The 12,338-nt window shown below is 70.9% G+C and carries 10 protein-coding genes; 4 read left to right on the plus strand and 6 right to left on the minus strand.

Annotated features, from left to right (window positions below; translation table 11 throughout):
- Window positions 1-259: 259 nt before the first annotated feature.
- From AB0D59_RS24750 to AB0D59_RS24760, 3 genes are all read right to left on the minus strand, one after another.
- Window positions 260-2,350 (minus strand): SpoIIE family protein phosphatase, encoded by a 2,091-nt coding sequence (locus tag AB0D59_RS24750; protein WP_362569167.1) that lies wholly within the window; start codon window positions 2,348-2,350, stop codon window positions 260-262.
- A gap of 305 nt (window positions 2,351-2,655) precedes the next feature.
- Window positions 2,656-3,339 carry a DUF402 domain-containing protein gene (locus AB0D59_RS24755; protein ID WP_362569764.1) on the minus strand — a complete coding sequence of 228 codons (684 nt, stop codon included), beginning with the start codon at window positions 3,337-3,339 and terminating at the stop codon, window positions 2,656-2,658.
- Between the two features lie 114 nt (window positions 3,340-3,453).
- Window positions 3,454-4,839 (minus strand): class II fumarate hydratase, encoded by a 1,386-nt coding sequence (locus AB0D59_RS24760; protein WP_362569170.1) that lies wholly within the window; start codon window positions 4,837-4,839, stop codon window positions 3,454-3,456.
- A 216-nt stretch (window positions 4,840-5,055) separates the two neighbouring features.
- Here AB0D59_RS24760 and AB0D59_RS24765 point away from each other — a divergent pair, with 216 nt between their 5' ends.
- Complete coding sequence (locus AB0D59_RS24765) at window positions 5,056-5,430, plus strand: hypothetical protein (RefSeq protein WP_362569173.1); 375 nt, start codon at window positions 5,056-5,058, stop codon at window positions 5,428-5,430.
- A 209-nt stretch (window positions 5,431-5,639) separates the two neighbouring features.
- Here AB0D59_RS24765 and AB0D59_RS24770 read toward each other — a convergent pair whose 3' ends face one another.
- The gene (locus AB0D59_RS24770; protein WP_362569176.1) at window positions 5,640-7,310 is read right to left on the minus strand and encodes a fumarate hydratase; all 1,671 of its coding nucleotides are present in this window, start codon (window positions 7,308-7,310) and stop codon (window positions 5,640-5,642) included.
- A 169-nt stretch (window positions 7,311-7,479) separates the two neighbouring features.
- Here AB0D59_RS24770 and AB0D59_RS24775 point away from each other — a divergent pair, with 169 nt between their 5' ends.
- Together AB0D59_RS24775 and AB0D59_RS24780 are read left to right on the plus strand one after the other, a co-directional pair.
- Entirely contained in the window at window positions 7,480-8,181 is a 702-nt protein-coding gene (locus AB0D59_RS24775; protein ID WP_362569179.1) for a DUF1707 domain-containing protein, read from the plus strand.
- Window positions 8,182-8,334: 153 nt separating this feature from the next.
- Entirely contained in the window at window positions 8,335-8,718 is a 384-nt protein-coding gene (locus AB0D59_RS24780) for a WhiB family transcriptional regulator (protein WP_362569182.1), read from the plus strand.
- Between the two features lie 185 nt (window positions 8,719-8,903).
- Here the strand turns inward: AB0D59_RS24780 and glpX are convergent, their stop codons facing one another.
- Entirely contained in the window at window positions 8,904-9,938 is a 1,035-nt protein-coding gene (gene glpX / locus AB0D59_RS24785; protein ID WP_362569185.1) for a class II fructose-bisphosphatase, read from the minus strand.
- A 125-nt stretch (window positions 9,939-10,063) separates the two neighbouring features.
- On the opposite strand from glpX, the gene AB0D59_RS24790 reads away from it, so the two are divergent.
- Window positions 10,064-10,591: a DUF4245 domain-containing protein gene (locus tag AB0D59_RS24790; protein WP_362569188.1), complete on the plus strand. Its 528-nt coding sequence runs from the start codon at window positions 10,064-10,066 to the stop codon at window positions 10,589-10,591.
- Between the two features lie 3 nt (window positions 10,592-10,594).
- On the opposite strand, the gene AB0D59_RS24795 is transcribed toward AB0D59_RS24790, so the two are convergent.
- The gene (locus AB0D59_RS24795; RefSeq protein WP_362569191.1) at window positions 10,595-12,286 is read right to left on the minus strand and encodes a hypothetical protein; all 1,692 of its coding nucleotides are present in this window, start codon (window positions 12,284-12,286) and stop codon (window positions 10,595-10,597) included.
- Between the last annotated feature and the right edge of the window lie 52 nt (window positions 12,287-12,338).

Here is a 12,338-nt window from a genome sequence, read left to right on the forward strand (position 1 = left end):
GGCGGCAGTGCCCTGTGAGGGGCGCGGGGCTTTGTCTGACATGGGGCTCCGCCGTGTGGGCGTGACCGGCTCGGGCGGCAGTGCCCTGTGAGGGGCGCGGGGCTTTGTCTGACATGGGGCTCCGCCGTGTGGGCGTGACCGGCTCGGGCGGCAGTGCCCTGTGAGGGGTGTGGGGCGGTGTCTGGCGTGTGGCTCCGCCGGGTGGGCGTGAGCAGCCCCCACCGGCCCGCGGTTCCCCGTCGGCCTTCGGCCTGCGGGGCTATCGGTTGAGCTCGAACCAGACGACCTTTCCGGTGCTCAGCCGGGTCGCTCCCCACCGTCTGGCCAGTCTGTTGACGAGGTACAGACCCCGGCCGCCCTCGTCCGTCGCCCGGGCCTGCCGCAGCCGCGGCAACTGCGGCACGTCGTCGCCGACTTCGCAGCGCAGCACATCGGTCCGCAGCAACCGCAACGTCACCGGCCGCGTCGCGTACCGCACCGCGTTGGTCACGACCTCGCTGACCAGCAGCTCGACGGAGTCGGACAGTTCCTCCAGGCCCCAGCGCGCCAGCGCCCGCCGGGCCAGCCGCCGGGCCCGCCCCGGCGCCGCGTCCTCCGGCTCCAGGAACCAGTACGCCACATCGCTCGGCGCGATCCCGTCGAACCGGGCCGCGAGCAGCGCGATGTCGTCGTCCCGGTCACCGGGGCCGAGCATGTCGAGCACCTCGTCGCACAGCGCTTCGAGGGGCGGCGGATGATCCGGCCCGGTCAGCTGCGCGGTCGCGGCGAGCTTCTCCCGCAGCTGCTCTATCCCGGTCCACACGTCCCGCAGCCGGGACTCCACCAGCCCGTCGGTGTACAGCAGCAGGGTCGCCCCGGCGGGCGCGTCCAGCTCGACCGCCTCGAAGTCGACCCCGCCGACCCCGATCGGCGCCCCCGCCGGCACCCGCAGCACCTCGGCCCGCCCGCCCAGATGCAGCAGCACCGGCGGCGGATGGCCCGCGTTGGCGATGGTGATGCGGTGCGACACCGGGTCGTAGACCGCGTACAGGCAGGTCGCCATCCGGTCGGTGCCCAGCCGCTGGGCCTGCTCGTCGAGATGGTGCAGGACCTCCTGCGGCGGCAGGTCCAGCCCCGCCAGCGTCTGCGCGGTGGTCCGCAGCTGCCCCATGATGGCGGCCGAGGTCATCGAGTGCCCCATGACATCGCCCACGACCAGCGCCACCCGGCTGCCCGGCAGCGGAATCGCGTCGTACCAGTCACCGCCCACCCGCGCGGTCTCCGCGGCCGGCAGATAGCGCGAGGCCAGCCGCACGCCCGTGGCGCTCGGCAGGTGCTCCGGCAGCATGGTCCGCTGCAACTCGTCGGCGATGTAGGCCTCCCGGCCGTACAGCACCGCCTTGTCGATGCCGAGCGCGCTGTGCGTGGCCAACTGGGCGGCGACCAGCAGGTCGTCCGTCTCGAAGGCGAGCCGCTCCGGGCGGCGCAGGAACAGGGCCGCGCCGATCACCCGGCGCCGGCCGCGCAGCGGGGCGAGGATCGCGTGCTGTCCGCCGGGTACGAGGGAATCGGCGCCCTCGCCGAGGAGTTCGGGCAGCGCGGCGCGCGCGGCGGGGGAGTCGGCGAAAACCGGTCGTACGCCCCGCAGCACCTCGTTGAGGGCACCGCCCGGCCGTACCTCGCACAGCTCCGCGGTCAGCGCGGCCAGGCCGATGTCGGCCGGTTCCGGTTCCGGGACGGGCAGCGGCGGGAAACCGTCGGTGTCCCGCTCCTCCGGGATCCGGTCGGTGCGGCGCAGCCGCAGCACCACCGGGCCGACGGGCCGCTCGTCACCGACCGGCAGCGGGTCGCGCAGATAGACCAGGATCGCGTCCGAGAAGGTCGGCACGGTCGCCCGGCACAGCCCCATCACGATCTCGTCCAGGTCGATGCCCCGGGCGATCCGCCGGGTCGCGGCGCCCACGAAGCGCAGCCGGTCGCCGTCCCGCCGCATCGGCATCGGCCGGCCGGGCGGCAGCCCGCGTCCGGTACGGCGCTCCTGGGCGCCCGCGCCCGCCACCCGCTCCTGCTCGGCGCCGGGCTGCGGCGGAATGCCCTCCGGGGTGGGGCGAGGCCGGTGTGGATCGGGCTCAGCGCTGGTGGGCTGGGCGTGCTCGGGGCCGTTGACGGCATGCTCCTTGGACGTGCTGGTACCAGGGCCGGAGGGCGTCTCGCCCGCGCGGGCCTGTGCCGATAAGGCGGTGGCGCCGAGCGGACGGGGCGGTGCCTGCGGCTGCGGCTGCGGTTGCGGGGTACGCAGGAGCGCCCCGCGGGTCTGCGCGGGGTCGGCGCCTGGCTGTGGGCGCTCGTAGGAGGTGGGGTGCTCCGTCACGCGTGTCGAATCCGTCCGTCCGGGGCTGCGCGCCGGGCGCGCAGGTGGTCCCGCCGAAACTCCGATACCCGGATTACGTGTCCCAGGAACGGAATTCCGGCGTGGCTGGAGGCTGTTCCTGTGTCACCGGCGAACGATCTACGGCCCGCGCCCCGTTCGCCGGTGCTGCCCTCGTACCCCTCGCTCACGTCCTGCCGCCCCTCGGTGACGTTCGGTCAAGCCCGGATCGCGCTCCGGGAGTTGTGCTCAGCGCGCCCTTGCGGAGGACGATCCTACGGTTGTGCACCGGGGGCGCATCAAGGGTCTCATGTGGACACGTGCGCGGGCGTACGGTCCCAGTCGTCCGGCAGCGACGGTACCGCCCAGGACGGGTCCGGGCGCCAGTGCTGCCAGCCGTCCGAGAACGGCGCCTCCCAGGCCCGTACGGCGGTCACCGCGGCCAGACCCGCCGCCCGCACCCGTTCGGCCGTCTCCGCGCCCATCAGGCCGTCCCGCTGCGCCTGGGCGAACTCGTCCTCGTCCAGCCAGCGCCAACTCCGGTCCGGATGAACGGAGATGTCCAGGAAGTGATCCTCCGAGTCCACTCCGCCGTCCCAACGGACCAGCGGCTGCTCAAGATTGACGTACCAGTTCTTGAACTGCCAGCCCGGCTCCCAGAACAGCCACACCGACCACGGCTGACCGGGCCGGGCCAGCTTCAGCACCCCGGTGCCGAACCAGTGGCCCCGCCGCACGGTCCGCGGCTTGGTGTACCGGGACTCCAGCGGCTCCTCGCCGACCGACGTGCCGTCGGCGAACACGGGCCTGACGCACTCGGTGCCGGGGGCCAGCCAGACGGCCAGCAACTCCTCGTCGTCCCGGACGACGGTGACGGGACGCGCGATGTGGAAACCGTCCCCGGCGTTCTCCCGGTACCGCCACAGGATCTGGCTCCCCGGAGCCCAGAACCCGGCTTGATGACCGGTCGCACCGCCCGTTTCCCCGCGCATCACGCGTCTCACCGCTCCACCGTCTGCCATGCACAGATATTAGGTGCCATAGGCATACGACGCTGCGGCGGACGTCACGGTTCTGGCCGGGCGGCGCGAAACGTTCGCACGCGGTTACGGTCGTGTCATCCGCAGGACATCCAGCGCCTCGTCCAGCTGCTCGACGGTCAGATCACCCTTCTCGACATACCCGCCCTCGATGACGACCTGGCGGATCGTCTTACGTTCCGCCAGCGCCTTCTTGGCCACCTTGGCGGCCTCCTCGTACCCGATGTACTTGTTGAGCGGCGTCACCACGGAGGGCGACGACTCGGCGTACTCCCGGGCCCGCTCCCGGTGCGCGGTGATCCCGTCCACGGTCCGGTCGGCGAGCAGCCGCGAGACGTTGGCGAGCAGCCGGACGGACTCGAGCACGTTCTTGCCGATGACCGGAAGCATCACGTTCAGCTCGAAGTTCCCGGCCGCACCGGCCACGGCGATCGCCTGGTCGTTCCCGATGACCTGCGCGGACACCATCAGCACGGCCTCCGGGACCACCGGGTTGACCTTCCCCGGCATGATCGAGGACCCCGGCTGCAGATCCGGCAGCGCGATCTCGGCCAGCCCGGTCCGCGGCCCCGAGGCCATCCAGCGCAGATCGTTGGCGATCTTCGTCAGGCCGACCGCGACGGTCCGCAGCTGTCCGCTGGTCTCCACGATCCCGTCCCGCGCGCCCTGCGCCTCGAAGTGGTTGCGCGCCTCGGTGAACGGCAGCCCGGTGACCCGCGCGACCTCCTCGATCACCGCGGCCGAGAACCCGGGCGGGGTGTTGATCCCGGTACCCACCGCCGTCCCCCCGAGCGGCAGTTCGGCCAGCCGGGGCAGCGAGGCCCGCAGCCGCTCCACGCCGTACCGCACCTGCGCCGCGTACCCGCCGAACTCCTGCCCCAGGGTCACCGGAGTGGCGTCCATCAGATGCGTCCGCCCGGACTTCACCACATCGGCGAACTCGTCGGACTTGCGCTCCAGCGACGCCGCGAGATGCTCGAGGGCCGGGATGAGGTCCCGCGTGACGGCGGCGGTGGCGGCGATGTGGATGGACGACGGAAACACGTCGTTCGACGACTGCGAGGCGTTCACGTGGTCGTTCGGATGCACTTCCCGCCCGAGCCGCTCGGTCGCCAGCGTCGCGATGACCTCGTTGGTGTTCATGTTCGACGAGGTCCCCGACCCCGTCTGGAACACGTCCACCGGGAACTGGTCGTCCCACTTCCCGTCGGCGACCTCCCCGGCGGCCTCCTGGATCGCCTGGGCCATGTCCTTGTCGACCACCCCCAGCTCGGCGTTCACCCTGGCCGCCGCGCCCTTGATCCGGGCCAGCGCCTCGATGTGCGCGCGCTCGATCCGCTGCCCGGAGACCGGGAAGTTCTCGACGGCCCGCTGCGTCTGGGCCCGCCACTTGGCGTGGACGGGGACGCGGACCTCGCCCATGGAGTCGTGTTCGATGCGGTAGTCGCTCATGCCGTTATCAGCGATCGGGGCGCCGCGGTTGTTCCGGACCGCGGGCCGCACGGGGCACGGGGAGACCTCGGCCTGCTGCATTGGCACCACCGACGTCACCGGGTCGGGGGACTGCGTCCGCTGCCGCCAGGACGGACATCACGGATAAATGTGACTATCTGCCCAAGGTGACAGGCGATTCCCCGCCCTCACCACGGCTGGCAGGAGGACCGATCGATGAACTTCACTCCCAAGGGTCTGCTCGGCGCCATCGCGGCGGTGTCCATAGGCGCGGCGACCCTGCTGGGCACGGGAGCCGGCACCGCGGACGCGTCCGGCCGCGCCCACCGCGCCCACTGCGACCGCGCCGAACGGCCGGTCTGGAGTGGCGATCCCAGCCGCAACGTGTCCGGCCGCGGCTGCAGCGTGCCGTCCGGCGATCAACGCTGGTACCGCGTCGAGGTCGACACCCTCGTGGAGCCCCACCACAAGACGGAGTATCTGAACGGACCGGTCGAGCGGACCGAGACGGAGCACGACACGACCATCAGGTGCATGGGCTACACCAAGGACGGCGACCGGCTGAACTGGTTCGGCTGCATGCCCCACTGACCCGTCCGGCCGAGGCGCCAGGTCCTGAGAGAAGTCGTTCGACTTGTGCGTCGGGCGGTACCACGCAGCCCGTCCGGCGTCTGAGGACGAGCCCTGCGGGCCGATCGGGTCTGGGGCGGAGCCCCAACGGGGGCGAAGGGGCGGAGCCCCCGGGGAGGGGACGGGCAGGGGCGGCGGGGGTGAGAAGCGCCCCCGCCGCAGTCGAGGAACTACGCCAGGCCGGGTCCCCGCACCGGGATCGACGTGAACGTCAAAGCCGGCGCCGGGTCCTGGAAGAAGTCGTTGCCCTTGTCGTCGACGACGACGAACGCCGGGAAGTCCTCGACCTCGATCTTCCAGACGGCCTCCATGCCGAGCTCCTCGTACTCGACGACCTCGACCTTCTTGATGCAGTCCTGGGCGAGCCGCGCGGCCGGGCCGCCGATGGAGCCGAGGTAGAAGCCGCCGTGCGCGTCGCACGCGTCGGTGACCTGTTTGCTGCGGTTGCCCTTGGCGAGCATCACCTTGGAGCCGCCGGCGGCCTGGAACTGCTCCACGTAGGAGTCCATGCGACCGGCCGTCGTAGGACCGAAGGAACCGGAGGCGTACCCCTCGGGGGTCTTCGCCGGACCGGCGTAGTACACCGGGTGGTCCTTCAGGTACTGCGGCATCTCCTCGCCCGCGTCGAGCCGCTCCTTGATCTTCGCGTGCGCGATGTCACGGGCGACGACCAGCGGACCGGTGAGGGAGAGCCGCGTCTTGACCGGGTACCTGGTCAGCTCGGCGAGGATCGTGTCCATCGGCTGGTTCAGGTCGATCCTCACCACGTCGGACGACTCGTCCAGGTGCTCGTCCGTCGTCTCCGGGAGGAACCGTGCCGGGTCCGTCTCCAGCTGCTCCAGGAAGACGCCCTCGGCGGTGATCTTCGCGACGGCCTGCCGGTCCGCGGAGCAGGAGACCGCGATGGCGACCGGGCAGGAGGCGCCGTGCCGGGGCAGCCGGACCACGCGCACGTCGTGGCAGAAGTACTTGCCGCCGAACTGCGCGCCGATCCCGATCTTCTGCGTCAGCTCGAAGACCTTCTGCTCCAGGTCCTTGTCCCGGAAGCCGTGGCCGAGCTCGGAGCCCTCCGCCGGGATCTCGTCCAGGTAGTGCGCGGAGGCGTACTTCGCGGTCTTCAGCGCGTACTCGGCGCTCGTGCCGCCGACGACGATCGCCAGGTGGTACGGCGGGCAGGCGGCCGTACCGAGCGAGCGGATCTTCTCCTCCAGGAACTTCATCATGGAGGCCTCGTTGAGGACCGCCTTCGTCTCCTGGTAGAGGAACGACTTGTTGGCCGAGCCGCCGCCCTTGGCCATGAAGAGGAACTTGTAGGCGCCGCCGTCGGTCGCGTACAGCTCGACCTGGGCGGGGAGGTTGGAGCCGGTGTTCTTCTCCTCCCACATGGTGAGCGGAGCCATCTGCGAGTACCGCAGGTTCAGGTTCAGGTACGCGTCGTAGATGCCGCGGCTCAGCGCCGCCTCGTCGCCGCCCTCGGTCAGCACGTTCTGTCCGCGCTTGCCCATGACGATCGCCGTGCCGGTGTCCTGGCACATGGGCAGCACGCCGGCCGCCGCGATGTTCGCGTTCTTCAGCAGGTCGAGCGCGACGAACTTGTCGTTGGCCGACGCCTCCGGGTCGTCGATGATCCGCCGGAGCTGGGCGAGGTGGGCGGGCCGCAGGTAGTGCTGGATGTCGTGGATCGCCTCTTCGGCCAGCTTGCGCAGCGCCTCCGGCTCCACCTTGAGGAACGTCCGCCCGTCCGGCCCCTCGACGGTGGACACGCCCTCCGAGGTCACCAGCCGGTACGGGGTGGTGTCCTCGCCCTGGGGGAGCAGATCGGTATACGCGAACTCAGGCATCTCAGCCCATTCCTCACTCTGGCGGACGGCCGCCCGCCGACGCCGGCGAGCGCTCTCCAGCGTAGAACCTGGCTCTGACGCGGGGCTTGTGAGGTAAGGCTCAGTTCGACACGCCCGAGGTTGTCCACACCCCTAGTCGCGATCTATCGCGTTTCGGTACTCTGCTGCCGTGGACCTTCAGAAGCAGACCCCTCAGGAGCGCGCCGGCACGCCGGTCGCCGAGCTGCGCGCCTCGGACGCCGACCGTGACCGCATCGCCGACATCCTGCGGGAGGCCCTCGCGGAGGGGCGCCTGACCGCCGACGAGCACGCCGAGCGCGTGGAAGGCGTGCTGAGCGCCAAGACGGTGGGCGAGCTGGAGGTCTTCATACGGGACCTGCCGGCGGCCCACGCCGGCCCGGCCGCGTCGGCCTACACACCGGTCCCGCCCCGGCCGACGCCCGGCGCGATCCCCGTCGAGCCGGACAGCAACGTCGTGGCCGTCTTCAGCAGTGCCCGCCGCCGGGGCCGCTGGCGGGCGGGCCGCCGACTGCACGCGTACGCGGTCTTCGGCTCCATCGAGCTCGACCTCACCGAGGCGATCTTCGAGTACCAGCAGGTCGTCATCAAGGCGTTCTCGATCTTCGGCGACGTCCAGATCCGTGTCCCGGAGAACGTGTCGCTGCGTGGCACCGGCGGCGGTGTGCTGGGCAACTTCGAGGCGGACACGCTGGATTCGGTCGACTCGGACGCGCCGGTCGTCTACGTCGAGGGGTGGGCCGTGCTCGGCAATGTGGAGGCGCGGCCGAAGCGCGGGAAGTTCATCGAGGACATCCTGGACCGGGTTCAGGACAAGGTCGACAGGAAGTTGCGCAAACACCTGGACCGTTGACGGACGCGAATCACTCCTCGACGAGCGGCGCCCGGAGTCGTGAACAGGCCGCCGTGCCACGGCTGTTGAGGACGCTGTGCATAGGCCCGCGCACAGCGGGTAGGCCTTGCTGCATCGTCTCTCGCTCGCGAAGCCGTCGTCAGGAGTAGACCCGTGCTGCAACCGCCGCATTCGTCCCTGCAGGTAGCTGCCGTTCCGGCCCAGCGGGTGCCAGTGCAGGACAGGGACCAAGACGCACCCTGGCACACCGAGGCGGTGTGCCGGCGCGACGAAGCAGGCCTGTTCTTCGCACCCTCCAAGGAACCAACCGCCGCCCGGCTGTCCCGGGAGGAGGCGGCCAAACGGGTCTGCGCCCGCTGTCCGGTGATGGTCGAGTGCCGCGAACACGCGCTGCTCCAGCCCGAGCCGTACGGCGTCTGGGGCGGTCTCACCGCAGCGGAACGCCGCGTGGTCCTGGCCAGGCGCAGGCGCCGCGACATGGAACTGAAGAAGGCGGCACGAGCGGCGGCGACGAACCGGATAGCACAGGCGGGCTAGAGAAAAGGCGCCCTCTCCGCACAGAGGGCGCCTTTCGAACTGCCCGGGGCGCTTCGCAACGCCCCGGAGGTCAGCACCGGTCAGGGGCGCGGGGCCGTATCGATGCCCGGCTGTCGCCGCGTGGGCGCGACAAGCCACCACGCACCCGCGGCCGCCGACGCACCCACGGCCCCTCCCGGTGGGCGTTACTTGGCCCGGTCGAAATCGACCGCGCTGTACGCCCGCAGCTTGCGCAGCCGATGCTCGGAGTCGATCCGCCGCACCGTCCCCGACTTCGACCGCATCACGATGGACTCGGTCAGCGCGGTCTCCGACCGGTACCGCACGCCGCGCAGCAGCTCACCGTCGGTGATCCCGGTGGCGACGAAGAACACGTTCTCCCCGGTCACCAGGTCCTCGGTCGTCAGCACCCGGTCCAGATCGTGCCCGGCGGCGATGGCCCGCTGCCGCTCCTCGTCGTCCTTGGGCCACAGCTTGCCCTGGATGGTCCCGCCCAGGCACTTCACGGCGCACGCGGAGATGATGCCCTCGGGCGTACCGCCGATGCCGAGCAGCATGTCGACGCCCGTGCCCTCGCGCAGCGCGTAGATCGAGCCGGCGACGTCACCGTCGGAGATCAGCTTGATGCGGGCGCCGGCCTCGCGGATCTCCTTGATGATCCCTTCGTGCCGCGGCCGGTCGAGGATGACGACGGTCACGTCCTCCGGCGTGGCCCGCTTCGCCTTGGCGACCCGCCGGATGTTGACCGCGACCGGCGCGTTGATGTCGACGAAGTCCGCCGCATCCGGGCCGGTGACCAGTTTGTCCATGTAGAAGACGGCGGACGGGTCGAACATGGCGCCGCGCTCGGCCGCGGCCAGCACGGCGATCGCGTTGGGCATGCCCTTCGCGGTCAGTGTGGTCCCGTCGATCGGGTCGACGGCGATGTCGACCTCGGGACCGGTCCCGTCACCGATGCGTTCCCCGTTGAAGAGCATCGGGGCCTCGTCCTTCTCGCCCTCCCCGATGACGACCACGCCGTTCATCGAGACGGTGGAGACGAGGGTGCGCATCGCGCGTACCGCGGCGCCGTCGGCGCCGTTCTTGTCGCCGCGGCCCACCCAGCGACCGGCGGCCATCGCGGCGGCTTCGGTCACCCGGACGAGTTCCAGGGCGAGGTTGCGGTCGGGGGCCTCGGAGGGGACATCGAGTTCGGACGGCAAGTGATGATGCTCGGTCATCGGAGCGCACCTTTCTGATACGACGACGGCCGGATGAGGGTTCCCGTCGACTCTATCGCCAGGCTGACAAAATGAGCAGGGGACCCCACGGATGAGCGCAGCGGGCACCTGCGACGATAGGGGACGTGGCAGGCACGAACGGCAAGCAGAAGACGGTCCGGGACATGATCCTCTCCCTGGCCCTGATCGGCCTCGCGGCGGGCTTCATCTACCTGCTCGTCCCCCACGACGATCACCCTCCCGACATCCAGCGGGTCGACTACCGGGTCGAGCTGCTGACGGCTCGGCGCGCGGCGACCTACCCGGTGGCCGCGCCGGAGGGCCTGCCCAGCGCCTGGAAGGCCACCTCGGTCCGCTTCCAGGGCGAGGCCGGCGACCGCTGGCACCTCGGCTACCAGACCCCCGACGGTCAGTACGTCCAGATCGAGCAGTCGACTCAGAAGCCCGTCGCGGACTTCCTCACCGACGCGAGCCAGGGCGCGACGGCCACGAAGACGACCGAGAAGATCGGCGACCGCACCTGGACGCACTACACCGGCGGCCGCTACGACGCGCTGGTGCTGGAGAACACCCCCGGCTCCACGACGGTGGTGGCCGGCACGGCCTCGTTCACCCGGCTGACGGAGATGGCCGCGGCACTGAAGATGTCCTGACCGTTACTCGCGGAGTTGGCCAGTGTTGGCCGGACTACCGTAAACCGGATCGGTGATCCGGTGACCCTCCAAACGGTCTTGAGGGTCGGGGAACAGCGTGAGCTGGTCACTTCGGTTCCGCCAGGTCTTGTCCCCTCCGTTTGGGGTGCCTGTGGTCCTGGGTGGGCTCGCGGTCCCGCGTGGCCTGGGAATGGATACGGTCTGGCCGGTAGCTCTCCGCGCGCTCATCCTCTGGTGAGCGGTGGTCACACCTGGCCGACGCCGGATCCTGTGTCCCAGGCCTCGCCTGCCGATCGCCACGGCGGCACCGTGATGCCGGGTGACGGAAGTTGTTCTGGTCTGTTGCAGGAGGGGCTTTTGCCAGTGCTGGGCGCCCCAGCGGGAGGTGTAGGCGGGATCGACCGCGATCACGACGAGTCCGGTGTGGAAGGCCATGCCGCGCAGCCGTTCGCGGAAGCGGGCGGTGGGGATGCCGGTGCGCCGGAACGTGTTTCCGCGTTTGCCGCGGCCCATGGTCTCGCGGCCGGTGGCGCGTGCGTCGTCGAAGCCGAGGTTCTCGATCATGATCGCGGCGCAGTTGTGCTGTTTCGCGATGGCGAGGAGTTCGCTGATCGCTGCGCGCAGGCGTCCGTCCCGCCGGGAAGCGGTCCCGGTCAGGTCCAGGGCGATGGTGATCGGCTGCCCGGCCGGGTTGCCGTGCGGGTCCAGGACGTACGCGGCGAGATGATCGGCGTTCAGATCGACGCCGAGCGTCTTCTCACCGAGGGCGCGGATTTCTTCCGGGGTGGGAAGGGCGGCGGTGTCGGTGGACCAGGACGCATCCAGGTACCAGCGGCCGCGGGCCGGATCGTAAGCGATGTCGTAGCGCACGGCCCGGTGCGCGGACACCCGGTCGTGCCATTCCTCACGGCGGTGGGAGAAGGCGACGGCGCAGGCCGGCTTGTACCGGCCGCGGGGAGCGTTGGCCAGATGCCGCAGAGGTTCGGGCAGGACGAGCGTGACCGATCCGTCATCGGGGTCGACGGTGATGGTGTAGTTCCCGCCCGGGGCGCCGCTCTCGCCGTCGGCGGTCAGGAACATGCGCTGCGCATCCCACCGCCGATGCCACTCGTGCTCGGTGAGCTGCCCTTCAGCGAGGTTGTGCCGGGCCCTGGCGAGGCGACGTCCGCCGGCCGAGATGCTCGGGCGGCCATCCCCGATCCGCTGCTCGACGACGGCGAGCCGGGCCGTGAGGCCCTGCATCCGGCGCTGCTTCTGGAAACGCTCGGCCCGCGTCGGGTAGCCGCGCACCCCGCCCACGCGTTCGCCGCATGCGACGGCGAGGCGCGCGGTGATGCTGCGGACAGCGCGGCGCAGGCTGGCCCGCTCGTCATACAGGGCCCGCTTGGCAAGCTGGTATTGGTCCTCGGACGCGCGGGTGATCGCGCCCGCCCACCGTGACGACGACACCGCCGTCAGCGCCCGCTTACGCCCGGCGCGCTGGTTGTCCCTCGTCTTCACGTCGCCCAGGCGTACACGCGTGGCGAGATCCGTGCGGGCGTGATGCCCGAGATGCCGGCCGACCAGATGCAGGACTTCCGCATCAGCAGCGGGCAGGCGCAGGCGGTCCCGGATACGCGCGCCCGTGGGCGCGGCGACGGTGAACGGGGCGGCCAGGGTGCGTAACTCGCGCTTCCCTGTTCGCTTGCGCGCCACCGGCCGACCTCCCTCCAACTCGTCACCATGACACTACACATGACCGATAGTG

The sequence above is a fragment of the Streptomyces sp. NPDC048417 genome (assembly GCF_040651615.1).
In the GTDB taxonomy this organism is placed as follows: domain Bacteria; phylum Actinomycetota; class Actinomycetes; order Streptomycetales; family Streptomycetaceae; genus Streptomyces.

What these genes read in the sequence shown, in the direction of transcription:
- AB0D59_RS24755 (WP_362569764.1), bottom strand. Translation starts at nt 3,339, where the DNA reads ATGCGCGGGGAAACGGGCGGTGCGACCGGTCATCAAGCCGGGTTCTGG.
- AB0D59_RS24760 (WP_362569170.1), bottom strand. Translation starts at nt 4,839, where the DNA reads ATGAGCGACTACCGCATCGAACACGACTCCATGGGCGAGGTCCGCGTC.
- AB0D59_RS24765 (WP_362569173.1), top strand. Translation starts at nt 5,056, where the DNA reads ATGAACTTCACTCCCAAGGGTCTGCTCGGCGCCATCGCGGCGGTGTCC.
- AB0D59_RS24770 (WP_362569176.1), bottom strand. Translation starts at nt 7,310, where the DNA reads ATGCCTGAGTTCGCGTATACCGATCTGCTCCCCCAGGGCGAGGACACC.
- glpX (WP_362569185.1), bottom strand. Translation starts at nt 9,938, where the DNA reads ATGACCGAGCATCATCACTTGCCGTCCGAACTCGATGTCCCCTCCGAG.